19 protein-coding genes and 1 pseudogene are annotated in these 19,267 nt (G+C 44.0%); 6 read left to right on the top strand and 14 right to left on the bottom strand.

Annotation, left to right across the window (positions count from 1 at the left end):
• Nucleotides 1-8: 8 nt before the first annotated feature.
• A complete protein-coding gene (locus AC6I8U_RS07715; protein ID WP_498018233.1) occupies nucleotides 9-407 on the top strand; it encodes a glycine zipper family protein in 399 nt (132 codons plus the stop codon).
• Between the two features lie 320 nt (nucleotides 408-727).
• Here AC6I8U_RS07715 and AC6I8U_RS07710 read toward each other — a convergent pair whose 3' ends face one another.
• The 6 genes and pseudogenes from AC6I8U_RS07710 to AC6I8U_RS07685 all read right to left on the bottom strand — a co-directional run bounded on the left by AC6I8U_RS07710 (nucleotide 728) and on the right by AC6I8U_RS07685 (nucleotide 4,229).
• Nucleotides 728-1,075, bottom strand: coding sequence for an SH3 domain-containing protein (locus AC6I8U_RS07710; RefSeq protein WP_498018232.1), 348 nt, complete (start codon nucleotides 1,073-1,075; stop codon nucleotides 728-730).
• A 37-nt stretch (nucleotides 1,076-1,112) separates the two neighbouring features.
• Nucleotides 1,113-1,556 carry a YtoQ family protein gene (locus AC6I8U_RS07705; RefSeq protein WP_498018231.1) on the bottom strand — a complete coding sequence of 148 codons (444 nt, stop codon included), beginning with the start codon at nucleotides 1,554-1,556 and terminating at the stop codon, nucleotides 1,113-1,115.
• Between the two features lie 58 nt (nucleotides 1,557-1,614).
• Nucleotides 1,615-1,836, bottom strand: a complete 222-nt coding sequence (locus AC6I8U_RS07700; RefSeq protein WP_005472135.1) for a VF530 family protein — start codon at nucleotides 1,834-1,836, stop codon at nucleotides 1,615-1,617.
• Between the two features lie 76 nt (nucleotides 1,837-1,912).
• A pseudogene (locus tag AC6I8U_RS07695) lies at nucleotides 1,913-2,086 on the bottom strand (YnfA family protein); the annotation flags it as partial.
• Nucleotides 2,087-2,155: 69 nt separating this feature from the next.
• Nucleotides 2,156-3,268: a linear amide C-N hydrolase gene (locus tag AC6I8U_RS07690; RefSeq protein ID WP_498018230.1), complete on the bottom strand. Its 1,113-nt coding sequence runs from the start codon at nucleotides 3,266-3,268 to the stop codon at nucleotides 2,156-2,158.
• A gap of 211 nt (nucleotides 3,269-3,479) precedes the next feature.
• A complete protein-coding gene (locus AC6I8U_RS07685; protein ID WP_498018229.1) occupies nucleotides 3,480-4,229 on the bottom strand; it encodes a hypothetical protein in 750 nt (249 codons plus the stop codon).
• Between the two features lie 298 nt (nucleotides 4,230-4,527).
• On the opposite strand from AC6I8U_RS07685, the gene AC6I8U_RS07680 reads away from it, so the two are divergent.
• The 5 genes from AC6I8U_RS07680 to AC6I8U_RS07660 all read left to right on the top strand — a co-directional run bounded on the left by AC6I8U_RS07680 (nucleotide 4,528) and on the right by AC6I8U_RS07660 (nucleotide 9,717).
• On the top strand, nucleotides 4,528-5,415 hold the full coding sequence (locus AC6I8U_RS07680) for a LysR family transcriptional regulator (protein WP_498018228.1): 888 nt from the start codon (nucleotides 4,528-4,530) through the stop codon (nucleotides 5,413-5,415).
• A gap of 401 nt (nucleotides 5,416-5,816) precedes the next feature.
• Entirely contained in the window at nucleotides 5,817-6,461 is a 645-nt protein-coding gene (locus AC6I8U_RS07675) for a trimeric intracellular cation channel family protein (RefSeq protein ID WP_498018227.1), read from the top strand.
• 78 nt (nucleotides 6,462-6,539) lie between these two features.
• Nucleotides 6,540-8,207, top strand: a complete 1,668-nt coding sequence (locus AC6I8U_RS07670) for an amidohydrolase (protein ID WP_498018226.1) — start codon at nucleotides 6,540-6,542, stop codon at nucleotides 8,205-8,207.
• 2 nt (nucleotides 8,208-8,209) lie between these two features.
• Nucleotides 8,210-9,301 (top strand): CobW family GTP-binding protein, encoded by a 1,092-nt coding sequence (locus AC6I8U_RS07665; RefSeq protein ID WP_498018225.1) that lies wholly within the window; start codon nucleotides 8,210-8,212, stop codon nucleotides 9,299-9,301.
• A gap of 107 nt (nucleotides 9,302-9,408) precedes the next feature.
• Nucleotides 9,409-9,717, top strand: a complete 309-nt coding sequence (locus AC6I8U_RS07660; RefSeq protein ID WP_498018224.1) for an antibiotic biosynthesis monooxygenase — start codon at nucleotides 9,409-9,411, stop codon at nucleotides 9,715-9,717.
• A gap of 89 nt (nucleotides 9,718-9,806) precedes the next feature.
• On the opposite strand, the gene AC6I8U_RS07655 is transcribed toward AC6I8U_RS07660, so the two are convergent.
• From AC6I8U_RS07655 to AC6I8U_RS07620, 8 genes are all read right to left on the bottom strand, one after another.
• Entirely contained in the window at nucleotides 9,807-10,058 is a 252-nt protein-coding gene (locus tag AC6I8U_RS07655) for a TIGR03643 family protein (protein WP_498018223.1), read from the bottom strand.
• Nucleotides 10,059-10,124: 66 nt separating this feature from the next.
• Nucleotides 10,125-10,769, bottom strand: coding sequence for an HD domain-containing protein (locus tag AC6I8U_RS07650; RefSeq protein WP_498018222.1), 645 nt, complete (start codon nucleotides 10,767-10,769; stop codon nucleotides 10,125-10,127).
• 25 nt (nucleotides 10,770-10,794) lie between these two features.
• On the bottom strand, nucleotides 10,795-11,184 hold the full coding sequence (locus tag AC6I8U_RS07645) for an MAPEG family protein (RefSeq protein ID WP_498018221.1): 390 nt from the start codon (nucleotides 11,182-11,184) through the stop codon (nucleotides 10,795-10,797).
• 46 nt (nucleotides 11,185-11,230) lie between these two features.
• A complete protein-coding gene (locus AC6I8U_RS07640; protein WP_498018220.1) occupies nucleotides 11,231-13,249 on the bottom strand; it encodes a carboxylesterase family protein in 2,019 nt (672 codons plus the stop codon).
• Between the two features lie 152 nt (nucleotides 13,250-13,401).
• Nucleotides 13,402-15,066 (bottom strand): cation:proton antiporter domain-containing protein, encoded by a 1,665-nt coding sequence (locus tag AC6I8U_RS07635; protein WP_498018219.1) that lies wholly within the window; start codon nucleotides 15,064-15,066, stop codon nucleotides 13,402-13,404.
• Nucleotides 15,067-15,069: 3 nt separating this feature from the next.
• Complete coding sequence (locus AC6I8U_RS07630) at nucleotides 15,070-16,284, bottom strand: BamA/TamA family outer membrane protein (RefSeq protein ID WP_498018218.1); 1,215 nt, start codon at nucleotides 16,282-16,284, stop codon at nucleotides 15,070-15,072.
• A gap of 100 nt (nucleotides 16,285-16,384) precedes the next feature.
• The gene (locus AC6I8U_RS07625; protein WP_338164466.1) at nucleotides 16,385-17,557 is read right to left on the bottom strand and encodes a patatin-like phospholipase family protein; all 1,173 of its coding nucleotides are present in this window, start codon (nucleotides 17,555-17,557) and stop codon (nucleotides 16,385-16,387) included.
• Between the two features lie 37 nt (nucleotides 17,558-17,594).
• The gene (locus AC6I8U_RS07620) at nucleotides 17,595-19,175 is read right to left on the bottom strand and encodes a hypothetical protein (protein ID WP_498018217.1); all 1,581 of its coding nucleotides are present in this window, start codon (nucleotides 19,173-19,175) and stop codon (nucleotides 17,595-17,597) included.
• Nucleotides 19,176-19,267 lie beyond the last annotated feature (92 nt).

Here is a 19,267-nt window from a genome sequence, read left to right as displayed (position 1 = left end):
ATTCATCTATGAAAAAAGCATTTATTGCAGCGACATTTGTTTGTTTGAGCACAGTCGCCAGCGCAAACATCATCATCGACACCAAAAATGTCGATCAAGAGCAGTATCACGCCGACATGTATGAGTGTCAGCAATATAGTCAAAATGTCGAGAGCGGACAATCTAGCTCCCTCGGTTCAGATATGTTGGGTTCAACAGCAAAAGGCGCAGCTCTTGGTGCTGCAGGAGGCGCAATTTCTGGAGGAAGTGGTACAAAAGGCGCACAGGTAGGTGCTGGTATCGGTTTGATTGGTGGTGCCTTAAAACACAGCGCGCAGAAGAGACATCAAGCAGAAGAATATCAGGTGCAAAAAGACCAAGTGGTAAGACACTGCATGCAAGGTCGTGGCTACTATGTGCTGAACTAAGACCCCTTATGGAACCGAATTATGCTATGTAGGATTAGATCCTTCACACGCGATTGGGCCTAATCAGCGAGCCAAGATACTATACAGAGGTCAAGGCGTAATGCTCCTTGGTACTGTAATTGAACTCAAAAGGATTAACATGGCGTTTGGGGCAACCCAGCTTTGGGAAGGGATTCCCAATTTTTTCTACTCTTCCACTAACCCTTTATACATCACGAAACTGTCAACATACCCTGGTGGCTATGGTTATAGGCTACAGGAATCGTTTCTCATCATTTCACGAAACATGGTTTGCTCCTTGGGCCTTTGGAAACGTCTAATCAAACTCGAGCAAGGTGATTTAGAGGCGACCAACCCATAACACCTTTATCATTTGATTTCTCACACCAAATCCAACCATTGAGTTCAAATTCAGCCACCAGTATTTCGCCTACTGATAACCGATGCTCGACCGCCCGGTAGTCACTTTGCACTATCGCGGTATCAGCATTTATCGCGAGTATCTGTTTAGGTACCCACCCTTTCTTTTCTTCACCGCGACAAAGAACCCAATTTGGCCAATCACCTTGAGGATCCGACTCTTCAACTACAGTCAGTAGCTCACCTTGTGTAACAACAATCGGTTGTACAGGCGTATCTGTGTAATCCTTTATTACTTTGTATTGCATATATTGCCCTGCCCCTGCGTTAGTATTTTTAGCAAAACTAACAAACTATGTAAGCTAACAAATCAACAACCTGTTCTGGCGACGTTGCCCACGCCTGTGCAGCGCCATCAACCTCTTTCAGAGCATGTACTAGGTTTTCATCGTGGAGAGTAATGTAGGGTTTGCCGAGCGCCGCACAGTAGCCAGCATCAAAAGCAGCATTCCACTGTTTATATTTATCGCCAAAACGAATAATCGCGACATCACAAGCTTTGATAGCGGTTTGAATTCGAATCGCGTTCACCTTCGCAGATTTGTGATCGCGCCAAAACTGCTGAGATTCAGCACCCAAACCATCACCTGCTGCATCACTTGATTCGTGATCAGTATTGGCAGAGGTAAAGCTGATGTTAAGGTTCTTGGCTTTACAGCCTTGAATGATCTGCTCTCGCCAATCGGTATGAATTTCACCTGATAGATAGACTTTCAACACGCACTCCATTAACACATTGATTTTAAAAACAGTCTACTCTCAACAAACCCACGGAGCAATGAGATTGTTACTTACAGAAAGTATCGATATAAAGCGCTTCTACTTTATCTCTTGCCCACTGAGTTCGACGTAAGAACTTGAGTGAGGATTTAATAGAAGGGTTGTTATAAAAACAGTTGATTTGGATTTCCGCGTCCAAGCCTTCCCAGCCGTAATGTTCTTGAAGACGCACTAAGATTTTTTCTAGTGTTAGGCCGTGTAATGGGTTGTTTGGCTGCTCTTGACTCATGTTGTGTACCTAAATTAAATAATCGGGCGGGAGTGTAACAGAATACACGGCCACCCACTGCAGATTAATTAGCGAACTATGCACTTCTTGGAGCAAACATGATGATTGCCATACCGAGCATTGCAACCAAGGTACCGACAATATCCCAAATAGTTGGCTTTATCCCATCAACTAGCCATAATCAAAAGATTGCGACGAATATGTATACCCCTCCGTAGGTTGCATAAACTCTTCCTGCTGCGGTCGGATACTGAAAATTTCGCTAGCCCCCGCCAAGGCTCATAACCACAGTAGGGGCACAACGAATACTTGTAGGAAGTTAGTTCAATTCGATTCGATCGAACTCAAATGAGTGTGGGATCTCAAATGAGTGTACTTTACCATCGGTAAAATCAATATCATTTAGATCGATCATCTTCACCGATGGGCTGTAGAATGAACGAATGTAGATTTTCTGTGCTTGTAGATCAGACACGGTTGTCCACTGAACAAACTGCGAATAATCGTTGCCGTCGGCGTGGCGATATTGTTTGATGCCTTTAGGTATGTCGAAGTTGTTCAAAATGTTAAACACGGCATGAACGCCTTCGTCTCCGTTAGCAAATTGATCTGCCGTTTGGCTAAAGATAGCAGCACGAACAAAGCGATTTGGCGCGGTGATTTCACCCGGTAAGCTCTCTAAACGACCCACATCTAGACCACCAGCGGTGACTTCTTCAATATCGTCGCCAAATGGCGCCGCTTTATCAATCGGTAGTGAAGTAAAACGCTTCAAGTTCTCTTGATGCCAATCAAAGCTCGGTGCATTGGTTATTGTACCAAGTGGGTTATCAAACACTCGAAGTTCACCATCTAAATACTCAACGACAATAGAATTGCCTTCAGCATCATTTACAGCGAAGTGAACCATAGGCGAGAAATTCCATCCGTCTTGTTCAGGATAGAGCGTTGCGTCCACTACTCTTACGTTTTTGAGAAGTTCAATCGCTTCTTCTACGTTAGAGGCTTGCGATATAACATAAGTTGCCGCCTGCCACCCGGCGATCGTGTTGTCAGCTTGCGACACATCGTAGCTCTGGTAGCTTGCTTTTTCATATGGCTGGAAGAAGAACACCCCAACGTTGAGCCCCTCTTCATTGGTACCTTCTGCGATTGCTGAGGTATCGAACGTCATTGCGGCTGCAAAACCATGTTTTACATCCCACGTCATGCCATTAAGGCCTTCTGATGTGACACCCTCAAACTGATAACCACGTGGGTACGTGAACCAGTTAAAGTCGATCATGTCATCACCAAACTCCATTGTACGCCCAAATACAGGCGCACCGTCATCAGCAATCAAACGTATACCAGTACAAGCCTCTGCTGGTGCAGTCAAACCAAAAAGACTTGCCGAAATGGCAAGAGAACATAATAGCGGCTTAAATTTCATAATATACCTTAAATATTAATTAGCATGGCTGAGCCAGGCAGTGATAAATAATAGATACATTATGTATCACTGCCTTTTTACGACCAACTACTCATGAGATGACTAAAACCTACCATTAGTTAAAATTATAACCACAGATTTAAGTTACATTAATTATTACAAAAAAAGCCTCACATCAGTGAGGCTTTCTATCAAATTAAAAAGCGTAATTTTAGAAATAGAACTTGTAGCTAGCCCAAACTACAGTGTCATTACTCGTTACGTTTTTAGTGGCGGTCGAAAGTTTTACATCCGTATTTTCAACACGTATATTGCCCCAACGGGTTTTGTCATTTGAAAATGGTGTAGCAATCATAAATGTTGACTTTAGGACTGAAGCGTCGACATCACCAGACAAATAGTTGTACTCTGGCCAAAAACCAATGTACGTGCCATCTTTACCGATGTTATAAATGACATACATTGCCGCTGAGCCACCATAAGCCTCATCATTGCTTACGTTAAACTCATCTATGGTCGCCTGAGAGAACTTGCCTGCTAGTGCTCCAACGCGGGGAAACAAATTCAAACCTTTGACACCTGCATTAATCGCAAGCGTTGTACCAATTGATGCGGAAGTGAACATATCGTTATCAATAACATCCAAAGAAACCGCTGCTCTCGGTACTACAGAATTGGCTGTTGAAAACACATGAAAGTACTGCAAGCGACTATCTGAGTATTTCCCTTCCTTGTTCATTGTTCCTTCAATAGTCAACATGCCAGTCTGACGCTCCGAGAACGAGAAATCTCCTGAAATAGAGCCTTTAAGGTCACCTTGATTACTCATCGAAAAATAAGCCGAGGTATTTGTTTCAGTTAGGTCAGCCGGATCAGGTTCCTTATCTTTAGCAAATAAATGAGTTGACGCGAGTGCAACCACTAAAAAAACTAGCGCTTTGCCGTTGTGTTTAACGTTCATATTAGTCTTTATTAAGCAATCATTCCTTCGTTCTAAATTAGACTCCACTCCAATGTCTAATTTCGATGATTATGCACAGATGAAAGCAGACAGAAAATCGCTCACGTAGGACTAAATCCATCAATATTTTATAATAGCGTTACCTATAAATAATTGTTCGACACCGTACTCATTTTAATTTTATTTATGTTAATCGTCATGAAAACATGGTCTACTATTTAGATACGTTTTGATAAATAGACTTCGGAACCCAAGTGTACGAGCTAACTATCCGGAATAATGGTAAGGGTCCCCATTCATGCAATACAGTCTTGAACAACTGCAAACATTCATCGCTGCTTACGAACTCAACTCTTTTCAAAAAGCGGGCATCAAACTCAACAAACATCGCACAACCGTCGGACAAGTGATCACCAACCTAGAAATACAATGGGGGGTGACACTGTTCGATCGTTCGGCCCGTTCAGTGCAAATAACGGAAGAGGGAAAGCTGCTTTATCACTATGCTAAGCAAACACTCGAGCAAGCGAAAAGTCTCGATAAGATAGCGCTTAGTCTTGCTGAGAATGGGTTAGAGACTGTCACTATCGCCTATGGCAGCTTTGTCCCACACACGATTGTCCTCGCTATGTATCAGGCACTATCAGAAAGCTTTCCTAGCGTGCATATCAACCTTGAGATATGTAGTAAGAAAGAAGCTAAACACGGAATAGAAAACGGCAGTATTCACTTTGCTCTGATGAACGTGCATCAGTCTCAAATGATTCATAGCTTCGATTCCACGCTCTTAGGTCACCTCTCACTGGTTCCTGTTGCTGGTACACAGCACCCAGTTCATAACTTGCAAGACAAAGACCGCTACTCAACTATGCGCTCGACTAGACAACTCATCGTTCAGTCATTTATTGAAGATGATTTAGCCACTAGGATGATCATCTCTTCTCAGCATGATCAAATCGCCGACATGACTTTGTTGAAAAAGCTTACAAGTGAAGGCGAAGGATGGTCGCTTTTACCCAAATACACCTTAGAAGAGCCAGAGTGTCACAACCAAATTAGAAGAATAGAGCTACCGGCAGCCCTCAGTGACATGGTTGTGCCAGTGGCGCTATGGTGCCCATATTCAGTGAAAATTGCTCCCTTTAAAACTAAGCTTATACAGTCGATCTCATCGTACTTCAGCTGACCGCAACGCGCTGCAATTGATTTCGACCGGCATCTTCTTCAACTAAAACAAAGCACTCACCTCCTCTCAAAACTGTGGGCTATCAAGCCCACTTTTACCTCAAACACAAACCTCTTCAAATTTCGCGAGATATACCTAGCAATTAAGTACGCGACTCAACATGACAAACTTTTTACTCCGACCAATCCCACCACAATGTTGGCTAACTCAATCCACCCTTGAAACATAGGTATGATCTTAACCTACCATAGGGAGTTATTGTGTCGACAATCAGTATGTAGAATGTGTGGACACTAAGCGTTCGGAGTTAGTTCAACGACATTAAGAAACACCAAACGCTTATTGGTTAAAACACATTCATGAATGTGATGAGTCAAAACTAAAAACTAACGGAAGCACTTATGTCTACTGCAGAACTGTTTATTCAAGCCATTACTATTCTAGGCACCGCTGCATTTGCGTTATCTGCAGTGCTGGCTGCCTTGGATAAAAAAGTCGATATTTTTACGGTTGTCGTTCTCGGGCTGATGACCGCTATTGGCGGAGGGACTATCCGAGACTGGACACTCAATGTCCCAGTGTTTTGGTCGGTTGACATTTACTATGCCGTTATAGGCGTCGTCGCTAGCTTGTTCGGTTTTTTGTTTTTTCCTTTAATTCAAATGAAGCGTGTCAATCGCATCTACCTATATGTTGATGCAATTGCAGCGTCATTGTTTGCTATACAAGGCACTGATAAAGCCTGGGGCCTAGGGTTTGGATTACCTTTAGCACCTATATTCCTGGGCGTTATCACGGCTGTTGGTGGCGGCATTGTCAGAGATGTTCTTCTAGAAAAACCCTCTCTACTTCTGAGCAAAGAGCTCTATGCAATACCCGTCACACTCGGATGTATGGTGTACACGACATTCCTCATTTTTATTCCACAACACTCGGAAATAGGTGCTGTAGTTTCAGTTTGTTTTTCTGTGTACTTACGTCACCTGTCTATCAGCAAACAAATTTCAGTTCCTGAATGGGCCATTTTAGGCCGAAAAACACAATGACATGGATACGTCAATATCACTCACAAAGCATTAATTTTCACTATCAAAGATAGTTAACAAATAATCGGAGAGACTACCATGTCTAAAAAGCAAGTCACTGTTTATACAGCAAAGAAAGTATACACCATGGACCCAGGTCGCCCTGCAGCTGATGCGGTTGCCATTTTAGATGGGCGTGTATTATCTACAGGCACAATCGAGTCAATGGAACCTTGGCTGTCACGATACGATGTCACCATTGATGAGTCATTTAAAGACCGCATCATTATGCCTGGGTTTATCGAAGCACACTCTCACTGTTGGATGTCAGCAGGCTTCATGGCGCTTGAGTTTATTGGCCCAATTAAATGGCCTGGACGTTATGGTATGCAGCAACCAATCAAAGACGTTGCGAGTATCATTGAACACCTAAAAGAGGTGGATCGTAAGGAAACCGATCCTAACAAACCTATTATCGCTTGGGGTTATGATGCGGCTAAGCAAGACGGTGTATTAGACAGAGACATCTTAGACCAAATAAGTAGCACGCGTCCTATTTACATCTTGGCGTGGGCCCCTCATTTTGTATACGCAAACTCTGCAGCTTTGGCATTGTCAAAAATTCCTGCCGATTCATCCGATCCACATATCCAAAAGTATGCAGATGGCCGTTTAAATGGCGTTCTTGCTGAAGCTGGAGCGGTTCAGATGGCACTGGCGCCAATACTGGGTGAAGTTGTAGCTGGGGGTGGCGTTAACGGATTGCACTTTATGGCATCCATTGCAAACCGTGCAGGCATCACCACAATAGCCGACTTGCTATATGGAACGCTAGATGAGAAATCTGAGCTCGCGGATCACATTGCTGCGACAGAAGATCCTAACTTTCCCGTACGAATGAGACTGACACCTTACGGCGCTGCCATGGCAAAGTCTCATGGCGTTGAAGGGGCGATTGAAGAGATTAAACGTCTACAAACTATGGAATCGGACAAGTTCTTTATTCGTGGTGTGAAATTCTTTAGCGATGGCTCATATCCTCTTCAAGGCTCTCTTGTTGGCTTCCCTGGCTACTTAGACGGTTCTCAAGGTCAAGCTGGTGATGATGATCTTATTGAACTCATGAAGCCTTATTGGAAAGCAGGCATGCAATTGCACTGTCACGCAAATGGTGACCATGCAACCGACATAACATTGAATGCGCTTGCCGAATTGCAAAAGATTCAACCACGTTTCGACCATCGATTTGCTATTGAGCATTACTCAATGACGACACCAATGCAGGCTCGTCGCCTTCAGTCCCTTGGGGGCGTTGCTAGTGTTAATGCGTATTTCATCCACCACCGTAGTCTGCTTCACAGAACTCATGCGTATGGACCTGACCGCGCTGAAACTGTCGCTCGCTTAGGTTCTTTGGAACGTGAAGGTGTGCCATTTGCGATGCATTCTGATTACCCGCAAGTCGTCGTTCCAATGCAGCCACTATCCGCAGTGTCTGGTGCTGTCACTCGTATTGCTGAAGATGGTGAGACGGTTATTGCACCTCATGAAGCCATTGGCGTTGACCGCGCACTGCGAGCAGTCACCATCGATGCCGCCTATGTTCTTGGTCTAGAAGATAAAGTCGGTAGCATCGAACAGGGCAAGTTTGCGGATTTCACCATCTTAGATGAAGACCCTTACGAAGTTGATGCAAAACAGATTGAGAATATCAACGTTTGGGGAACGGTTATGGGTGGTAAGAAATTCAAAGCTGAGGAGATCTAACCATGAGCCATCGCAATCAGATAAACACACCGCCACTGAATATGGCGAATATTATCAATGCAACGGATAGCAAGTCTGTGGAAGAGCGTTTTAACGACGCTCACCAAGGCATCATGGGTATGCTTATGTCCGCCTATAAAGTCAACAAGAACGTAAACGATGCTGATGTAGCCTCACTACCTTTAACGATCATTGGTGGCTTCTTAGGCTCGGGTAAAACCACGCTTCTGAATAAGTTGCTTACTGCACCCCATGGGAAACGTCTGGTGGTACTCGTTAACGATTTCGGCAAAGTTAACATTGATGCAGAGCTTATCTCCTCTCAAACAGATGACATGATCAATCTGTCAAATGGGTGTGCGTGCTGCTCGGTATCAGCGGATCTAACCGATAGCCTTGTTCAACTTGCTGAGCGTAACGAACTGCCAGACGCCATTGTACTTGAGGCGAGTGGCGTAGCTGACCCAAATGGAATCGTACAGGTCGCCCATGCCGTTCCTGCAATTCGACTTGATGGTGGGCTCGCTGTTGTCGATGCTGAGACTATGTTTACGCTCGCACAAGATACACTAACCAGTCGTCTGTTCCATAACCAAATATTGGCTGCTGACCTGATTGTATTAACAAAAGTTGATTTAGTTGGTGAGCAAGAATTGGCAACGGCTCGAGAGTGGTTAGAAGCGACCTACCCGAGCAAAAAAATGATTGAATGTATCAATGGCAATGTTCCACCTGAGATCATTCTTGGGATTGAAACTTCGATTTCTTCTGAAGAAGATCAAGCATTACCGACAAACCACAAACACGACTTTGCAAGTGTAAGCTTTACCATCGAGGAAAGCCTAGACAAAACGAAACTTGATGAGTTTCTCAAGTGCCTTCCTGACTCGATTCTTAGAGTAAAAGGGGTTATTGACGTAAAAGACCAACCCACTAACAAAGTGGTTTATCAGCGCGTTGGAAAAAGAGGTTCTTACACAGCTTCAGAACCGTGGGGTAATGAACAACGTCATACGAGCCTAGTCTTTATCGGCCCTAAGGGCTCTTTAAATAAAGATGCTCTAGAAACAGGGCTAATGGCCTGCATTGAGTAACGGCCTTTAACAACCAGTAATAAAAATACCACTTGGCGCCATAAACTGAAACACGTGACGGCGCCATGTCAGTGCAGTCTAAACTAATATAAAACGAGAACTTTATTATGTCATTTATAACCATGCTTACTTTGACAGATCATCATGGCGATGGAAAAAAACTTGCCAGCCTACATATAGCAAGAAGATGTGTGGAAGAGGCCAGTGAAAACATCACAGGTTTTTTGCGCGGAGAAACTATGCTATCTGCCGATGACCCAGCGAAAGTACTAGTAATGTGTACATGGGAAAACAAACAGGCCTATCAAGATTGGTTAGATAGCCCTATTCGTGACAAGCAGACTTCAGATTTGCTTAAGGTAGTGTCTGCTGATGCCACCACCGCAAGCTTTGAAAGTATTCACGTAGTGATTTAAGAAGTACTTTTTAGTAAGTACAAGTACACCTCATCGACTCATTTACACACAGATATCACCTGACAGCTCACGCTAACAGGTGACGTCTGTTATCTGTGCTTATACTGAGTTGGGCAATGACCCCGACTTGCGTTTCCATTACGTAACTTGCCATGCTTAGTCGCTCTTCCTGAAACGCGTTCACGCCACAGTTGGAAACTGCCCTTTTTTAGCCGAACCCGCATAAACCGTATGAGTTGTGATTCACTCAACCCGAACTGCAACTCAATGGCTTCGAAGGGTGTTCGATCTTCCCAGGCCATCTCAATAATTCTCGATTCCATCGCTTCTGTTATTTCCATCGATACATTCTCTGCGCAATATAAAACCTGTACTACGCAGAAGTAATTTTGAAAGTTCACACACGCTTAGGCGTTAATCTCCTGCCCTAATTGAGTCAAAAATGCGCGCATGAAGTCGGCTCTTTGTTCTGCTTCTCGTTTTGCTGATGCGGTCTGCATCATCTCTGGGAGGCGAAACAGCTTTGTATAGTAGTGATCAACGGAATAAGACTTATCGTCTGGCTCTCTTGATGTGCAAAAGGGATCATTTGCGTTGTACAAGCTCACACCTAACTGCGAGCTGACTTGCAAACACCTTGCTACTCCAATAGCACCCAATGCATCGAGTCTATCAGCATCTTGAACTATCTGCGCTTCGAGAGTTTGGGGCTGAATATTCGCGCTAAAGCTATGAGCAACGATACTGTGATGTATCGCTTTATGGTATTTGGCGTGATATCCAATGTCGTTGAGAAAGGCGACCGCTTTATCGGCGGCTATTGTGGAGCTTTGTGATCGTTCAGGATGATTTTTAGGGAATGAGAAACAGTCATGGAGATAGGCTGCTGGGAGCACCACCTCCAACATTGCACCTTCTGCTTTGCAGAGTTGTTTGGCTGTTTTTACGACTCGAAATACATGGTTGATGTCATGAGCAAGGTCTTGGTTCATCTCATTGGCAATGAAATCGATCATCGCATCTTCATAAGCTTCGCAGCTAAAACTTTTCATACCGCTAATACTCGCACCTGTTACGTTAACTAGGAATACAGTGCCAGATAATAGCGAAAGAGCAACCTATTGCGACCGCCCAAGATAGAGAGCGCAGTATATCTTTATTGATTAAATATAAAACGTTATAGAAAATTCTCGCTCCAATGTGCACAAGAGCGAGAACCTGAACCGTCTCCGACGTGTTGCCTGTCACCAAAGCCAAAAGAACAGCAGGTGCGAACACAGCCAATGACTCAAAACTATTTTGATGCGCGGCTAATGCCCTCGCCCCGAATCCAGTTAAGCTTGATTGCTGCGCTCTTGGATGACGGTTGTCGTAACCACCAGCGTTTTTCATCGCTACCGCAACGGGTACCTTGGCAACGTAAGGCAAGACTGTTGCAATGAGGAGAGACCATATTAAAGTGGTCATTAGGACGTCCTTTTCCTAAGAAATTATTAAGTTACAGTATATCGAATTAATCGACTAAGTAGTAACCAATAAGGTTCTGATCTTCTAGACCTTGTAAACGGCCATCTTGGAGTGATTCATCTTTACCAATTTTCGTCATGCGATCCCAGTCGTATGTTGGTCCATCTATCTCGTTGCTGTCGATTACCCAAACGCTATCTGAACCTTTCTGGTAGTGCTCTTTGTCGAACAACTCATCACTAAACCAAACGCGAGACATCTTGCTCATCATGGCTTCATCTTGGCTAGAAACACTGAACGTTGTTCCATCAGAGCGCACAGCTTTGTTAAAAACGAAAGGAAGCTCTGAACCAAAACATGGCGTTCCGAAACTGCAGCTCAACGATTTAACCACTTGAATGAGATCGGTTTCTTTCTCACTAAATAAGTTGCCTTTTGGTACTGAGTTAAAACTACCGCGATAGTTGAACTCATACATAGTCGCTTGAATTTGAGAATCATCAGCTGACGCGACCTTAGCTCGAATAGGGCCTGCAAACATCATATCGCTGGTCATTTGGTTAAACTGCTTCATGTTATCAAACGCACCACTAAGCTCCTTTTCAGAGTTCGCTGTGTAATCTTCAAAACCGATTAGAGTGTCAGTTTGGCTTGAATTACCAAGCCCATATAACAGAGTAACTACAGCTTCGTAAGCAGTTTCCGGCAGAAGGTCGATGATATCTCCCAACTCCAGTTGAGCGTTGACATCATTGCCATCGATACTCGCCAATTCCGCTCGCAACAACTCTACATTGTCATCTTCCGTTAACCAAGTGGCAATGATTTCCGGTGCTTGCGCTGCATCTTCTTCGGTCAAAAGGTCTGGGTCATTGTCCATGATCAAATCAACTACCATCGGAATCAAGAAGGTAATATCCGCTAGAGAACCAAACCCTCGCTCATCGGAAGCGTTATAACCAGCAACCGTTTGTACCGTCAAATCAGTTCCAAAAGGCTGCGACTTCAAGTGATAACCTTTTTCTGACCCAATCAGTTTTTTACGGTACTCGATGTAAGGCGCAAATGGCATAAGCGTCGCCATTGGTGTCGCGTTTGAACTGATTGGGTTTATTGTAGCTGCACTAGTTACTACCCAATCCACAATCTTAGATGTCGCCTTAGACATTGATTGTTGCTTGTCCATAATTTCTTTCAACGACATGTTCTCCATCTCAGAGACAGTCGCAAAAGTTTCCGCATTGCTGCTGCTTTTGTACTCAAAGCCATAAGGGTTACTTTGCATAATCGCGCGCTGAAAGTATTCGCCAGCAATAAACTCATCGCTGCTATCTTGCTGTAGGATACCGATTGACATAGCGCCAGCACCCTGGCCCATAACTGTCACGTTACCAGCATCGCCACCGAACTTATCAATATTGGCGTTCACCCACTCTAGAGCGCGCTTTTGGTCACCGATGCCAAAGTTTCCAGCTTTGCTGTCAGAAGTGTATGCTGAACCAAGTAGCCCCAGACGGTAGTTAAATGTGACTGCGATAAAAGGCTGTCCGTCGAGTTGTCCTTGAGCGACAACATTGTCACCGTGAATATGTGGGTCCGAACCAGAACCATTTTCAAAGTTACCTCCGTGAATGAACACGTATACAGGTACTCGTTGATCAGTCTCTAGGTCACTTGGGCGCCAGATATTTAGATTTAGGCAATCTTCTGATTGACGAATTTCGGTTAAGGCTGTTTGCGGACATACAGCGCCAAACTCCGTAGCATAACCATCTTCGAGAGAAATCGTATTACTGTGATTAAAGCGAGTTGCTTCTGCATAAGGGATACCCTTAAAGCTTTCAATTCGAACCTTTTGTTGTGCACCGGCGGTGTCGCGTACAACAACAGACTCGCTAGTACCAACCAAAGTGACATCTCCAATTTCAGTTTCAACTGGGTAACTTAGACCTGGTTCAACAGGTTTTGGCTCGCTCGGTTTGGTTGTAGAATTATTGCTGCCGCCACAAGCAGCAAGTGCTAAAGGAATAGCGAGAGATAGAACAGTACGAACAGACTTACGCATGATTAACCTTACTTAATGTATTTTTAATGGATTATGGAAGAGGGCTACGTCACATCACCCTCTCTAAGTGCGGTCATTTTATAATCAGCCTAAAATCTGAGTTAATCGCGTTTGAAGGACGTAATCATCACTACCTAGGTTGTCACATTTATCTATCCAACGAGTTCTGTTCTTAACTCCCTGGCAATATTAGCAATTTCTTTCTCGTCAATATTAAAATCACTCAATAGCTCACGTCCTTTGCTAATCGTGCTTTCGATATATACCGAGCTCGCATGAGTCACACCGATTTTTTTCAAAAACTGCTCGTCGAGTTTAGAGTTAGTTCTTGCATAGATTTCAATCCCTTTATATCGAAGAAGTACCTGAGCGATTTTTCTTAATCTTGAAGATTCAGTAACTGAAATAAAGGATGCTTGAGCAAACTTAAGGCCCGAGCGCTGCTGCGTTTTAATCGAAAGAATATCACCAAAATGAGCGTTGATATTTAAGGCTTTCGAACGGCTTACACGGTCGTAGTCCAAGTCATAACCCACATAGCTGATTCCCGCTTTTTCAGCCATCATACAAACTAACCTGCCAACCTCATCTAAACCGACAACAACAAGTTCGCAGTTCGCAGAACCGTCTTGATACTTTAGATCTTGCTTAGTAATCAGCGCATCACAAATTCGCTTTCCAAACTCGTACAACCAAGGAGTTGCTATCATGCTCAAACTAATCACAACAAAACCAATTGAGACAGTTTGGGGAGAAAGAAGCTCAAACGCTTGCGCGACGCCAAACAGTACAAACGCAAACTCACCAACTTGAGCAAGGGCGAAAGCGGTTTTGGTTGCCACTAATTTGCCTTTGCGGTCCATGAGTGCAAGCCCAAAGAACACTAAGAACTTCACTAGGATGGTAGTGACCAGCAGCCCCAAAATCAGGACGGGGTGTCCGGCAATTATATTTGGGTCAATCGACATGCCTACCGCCAAGAAGAACAGAGACATCAAGATGCCTTTTATTGGCGCAACAACCTCCTCCAGTATGTGCTTAAATTCCGAATCAGAGAGCAGCATACCTAACAAGAAAACACCCATGGTTTCAGATAATCCCGCTTGTTGTGAACACAGAACTGTCAACAGGATGGCACTGGCTAGCATCAGTACAAAGGCTTCTTTACTTCGCAGTTTTGCACTCCATACGAGTAACTTGGGCAACACAAATCTTGCCATGAGCACTATCAAAGTTACAACGCCTACAAAGACCAAGCTTTTTTCGAGTAGCCCCACCTGAGCTTCGACTTTGCTATGGGCGAGTATGGGAATAACACCCATAACCAAAACAATACTCATGTCTTGCCCCATCAAATTAGCAAAGATGTTTTTCCCGTGCGACGTTCCCAATTCGCGTTTGTCGGCAAGCATACTCACGACTACAGCAGTTGATGACTGGGCGAGGATCAAGCCTAGTACCAGTCCTATTTCCCAAGATACGTTAAAAAGTACCGCAACAATGGTAAAGCATGCCCCCGTAAGCGCGACTTGGCCCATACCCTGAAGCGCTAGCGTTTTACGCATACTCCAGAGTTGTTTTGGACGCATCTCAAGCCCCAAGGTAAACAGGAATAACACAACACCAAAATCAGCAATGGATTGCAACGTTTCAACATTGTTGGACGCAACAAGGCCTGGTGTGTTTGGTCCTAAAATCACACCAGCAATAATGAAGCCTACTACCGAACCAATATTAAGCCTGACAGAAATTGCAACGCAGCAGCCTATGATCAGGAACGCTAATGCTGCCGTTATTAAAAAGCTATTCATATCCATCGTTTAGAACCCTGTTCCGACTTGGAAGTAGGCTGTGCCTTGATCTTCACTGAACGCTACATCGATACCCACATGAATACCGTAGCGCCTCGCTATCTGATAGCGAAAACCGACACCATAAGCATCAACAGTGTCTTCAAACAACTCATTATGTTCTTCTGCTGTCGATCCAACCCCATAAAAAGCATTGATGGTCCAACGATGGTTTAAATGCCACATCGCCTGAGCTTGTAACGTACTCACTTCGTCACCTTGATATTTATACGCCGCTACACCACGCATATTAATATAAGGTTTTGCCAAAGGTGGTAGGTAGCTTTCGTCGGTGTTTAGAGAACTGTATGAACCTGCAAATGCCAAGGTCAAATGCTTATTAACCGGCAGGTATTGGTAGGCATCAACCTCAAATGTCGCGTAATCAAAGTCGCTTCCCAAAGCTGCATCGTAAACCAGGTATTCAGCAACGACTGACGAGCCCTTAGTTGGAAAAAATAGGTTGTTTCTCGTATCGTACTCTGCTACCAAACCAATCGCGGATAGTGAACTGTCAAACTTGGCTCCGAGATTGGACATTTCGAGATTATAGTCATTCACAGCCAATGAGAGAGAATCAATGGTTGTACTGAAGCTCGAATAGGTCTGCGATACTCCCAAGAACAAGTCGCTGTTAGGAATTCGGAACGAAACTCGCTGCTTCATCAAAAAGCCTTCACTTTCGGTTCCCATACCTAGGGTGCCAGCATAAGGGTCAATAAAGCCGGGTAAACCATCTCCCTGAAATCTTTTATAGACATCGATGTTGGCATGGCCATACCCTGCCCCACCAATATAACGAATACTGTCTTCATTCCAGGTATGTCGGTGGCCAATGAGTGCCATCCAAGTACCATTGTCGGTATACGCACCACCAGCCACGGTAATCGCTGGGGCCAGTAGTTGTGCCCCCCCATCGAGTGATGTCAATGCATGCTGCTTGCGCTTTTCGCGTTCATCGTCTGATTCGTGAAGGAACATTCCAAGCATACCGCCACCCACACCAATGGCAGGTTCAGTAATCACAATGGGAACTGGCAAAAAACCATAGGCATTGTTTGCCAGGTAATCGCCCATATCCAGATATCCGTCTTGCGGATCAATCATCGCACTACTAAAAGGACTAGCAAAAATGGACAATGCAAATAGCGCCGCTGTCGAAAAAGGTGTATTGATTTTAATCATGGAAAAATCGCCAAATAAAAAAGACCCGATTAATACCGCTCAAACTGTTCCCGTTTGGTATTAATCGAGCCAAAGTTGAAGTGTTGTTATTTTTTGTCCGTTAAGGTGCTTCTGTCACCCACAAGGTTTCACCTTGCGCTTTGCGGTAGCCATAGTTGTAAAGGTTGTTCATGTATTCAGCATCGAACATCTTCTTACCTTTTTTATGAGCTTTAAATGATGTATCCACATAGGTAAACGCGATGTCATAATCATTGCGCTCACTCATATAGAGCATGCGATACATGTCTCCACGCGTTTGTTGAAGCGTCAAGTTGCTAATACTGCGCGATAACAGATCCATGCCTTTGTCTTTTACTTGCTTGTAACCTGGCTCAAGCGTACCGTTTCGAATTACGTGAACTTGAGGTGGCTGTTCTAAACCCATAGCCTCACTCAACTGGCCGTAGTCAAAGTTTGATGGATCAAAGAACATTTGGAACGTTAGACCACCATCAACATGCAACTCCTCGAGCGTTTCGCCTTCGTACTCCACGTTAATGAACTGTGGAGGAAACACTCCTGGTATCGAAGCACTAGCTGCCAAGATTTGGTGAATTAACTCCGCTTTGTTCGGTAAATCACTTGCAGCAATTTCACCTAAGTTCCAAGTAATCTGCTTGCCTGAGTCGAAATGAGTCGTGCCAATGAATAGGCGCTTACCCAAGCGATGCTGCTCGGCGATCTTTGCAATCATGTCATCGCCGTAGGTCGTTTCCATCAGCTCGAACAAGCTTTTGCCGTTAGTAAAGGCATCTTTAAAAATCGTATTCAGAAAGTTCTTTTTGCCCAAAACTTCTCGATCATCGAGGCTTAGCATTACGTCACGAAGTTTATGAATATCTTCTCCGCCAGTGAAAACAAACGGCGCAATAAGCGCACCAGCACTAACGCCGGTGACAATCGAATAATCTGGAAGCTTACCCGCATCATAAAGGCCATTAATTACACCAGCACCAAACGCTCCATTAGCACCACCGCCTGATAGCGCGAGAATATTCATTCGCTCGCCGCTCACGGTAATTGATGATGGGTGGTATTTGCTCTCTAATAAAAACTCTGGGCCTTCGTTACCCCAAAATCGGTAAGGTTCTTCGCCTTTAAACTGCTCTGAGTGCTGAAGATTAACCTCGGTGTAATTCTCTTTTGTTACTCGGTCTTCTAAAGCATGCTGTGAAGAGCAAGCGCTCAAAACCAGTGCTAGAAGCACAATCGAATATTTTTTAGTTGTCATTGCGATATCTCTTAAATAAACGTTGGTCTAAGCTCGATTAGAAACGGTACCCGAGGTTAACTGTGAATGAGTCACGGGTCTCACCTTTGTTGTAAAGGAAAGTCATGTTGTAGTGCTTACCGATCTGTTTGTTGAAACCGACCATGTATGCCCATTTATTTAGGTTCACACCTACGTCATATTCAATACTTGTATCAAGGCCTAGTGCTGGACCTAGGTCTCCCGTCATACTTGGCTTTAATGCCTGGTATTCAGCCCCGACAAAAAACTGCGCTCGTATATCCGCAAACTGATATCCAAGCATCGGTTGAACAGTTGTGATTCCATCGCCCCAATCCGCCGTTGACCCTTTTAGTCGAGTTTTTGAATAAGTCCCTGTTACAGAGGCGAATAACTGTTTATAGCCCATAGATAGCGTTGTACCTACACCAATTAAGTCATACTGTAGTTTGACGGGAACACTAAAATTGATGGGGTCAATGCCGATCGGGCCAATATTGATTGGCTGTGTTTGAGCATCAACAATTGCATCGACATCAATTTGACCAACGTAACCAAACACGTTCCAAAATGGTAAAATATTCACGTCACCACGAACTGTGTACGACTCTGCTGTAACATGTGCAATGGTATTTTCAGGATCAACAATACCCTCTAGTTGCAAACCACCGATGTTGAAGTCTGTAAAATTAAAATCCATGTCTTGACGACGATAAGAAGCAGAGATACCGAACGGTAATGGAACATCAATACCTTGACGACGTACCATATCTGCCATTAGTGGAAACGTTCTATCTAACTTTACATATTCTTCACGCATACGTGGATCTGATACTTCAGAAAGCAATAGTTCATCTTGAACGACAGCACCTAGCTCATCATCGTAATAAACAACCGGAGTCAGCTCGAGCTCTAACTTCATATCTTGCTTTTTCTTCTTGCCCTCTGCCGTGATAGTCTTTTTATTAACCACAACACGACCGTTCGGTAAATTGTCAAAAAACGTCGTTTGCTTATAGGTTTCTACTGCAACACCATCTTGAGTGTATGGTGAATTGTTAGTGACAATTAAAGAGACAGGATAGCCATCAGATAGTAACAATTTACCGCGCATAAAACGGAAATACGCAATGTCCTGAGGCAAGGTATATTTCGAGTAATCAAACTCGATCTCAAGATCTCCGTTATCTAATTCAGTGACTACAACAGAGTTTTTATCATACATCTCTGCATATTGGCGAAGCTTATATTCTGCCTTAGTAATTCTTTCTATATTTTCTATAAGGTCGGTTTTTTCATCGACTTTTGAAGGGTCATATTTAATACGAAGATCGATATTGCCTTTCGTATCTGTTGTTTGAACAAGATACACTTCGCTCTGTACACTTACACCATCCAGCGTTTCAGTTTTTTTCGCGTGTTCAACAACGTGGTCGCCCTGAAGCATCGAACTGATCGCAAGTTTTGGTAAGTATTTAGGTACGCCATACTGCTCTAAAATACCTACTTCTTCATTATCAGAAGTAGTCGCAGTCTCCTTAGCGAAAGTATTCGTAGAGATAGCAAGTGGCAATAGTAGCATCGCAGTAGCGCGGGATAGTGTTTTAAGCTTTAGCATTGTGAATAACCTAGTTAGGCGGGTCCAAGTCTATAAACCGTCGCCAGTATTCAGATTGCGTGTGTAACTCCTTGTTGTCACGGGAACGGTCG

The sequence above is a fragment of the Vibrio sp. KUL80 genome, from assembly GCF_059725495.1.
Note: the sequence above shows the minus strand (reverse complement) of the source record. Positions and strands in the feature narration are given on the sequence as shown.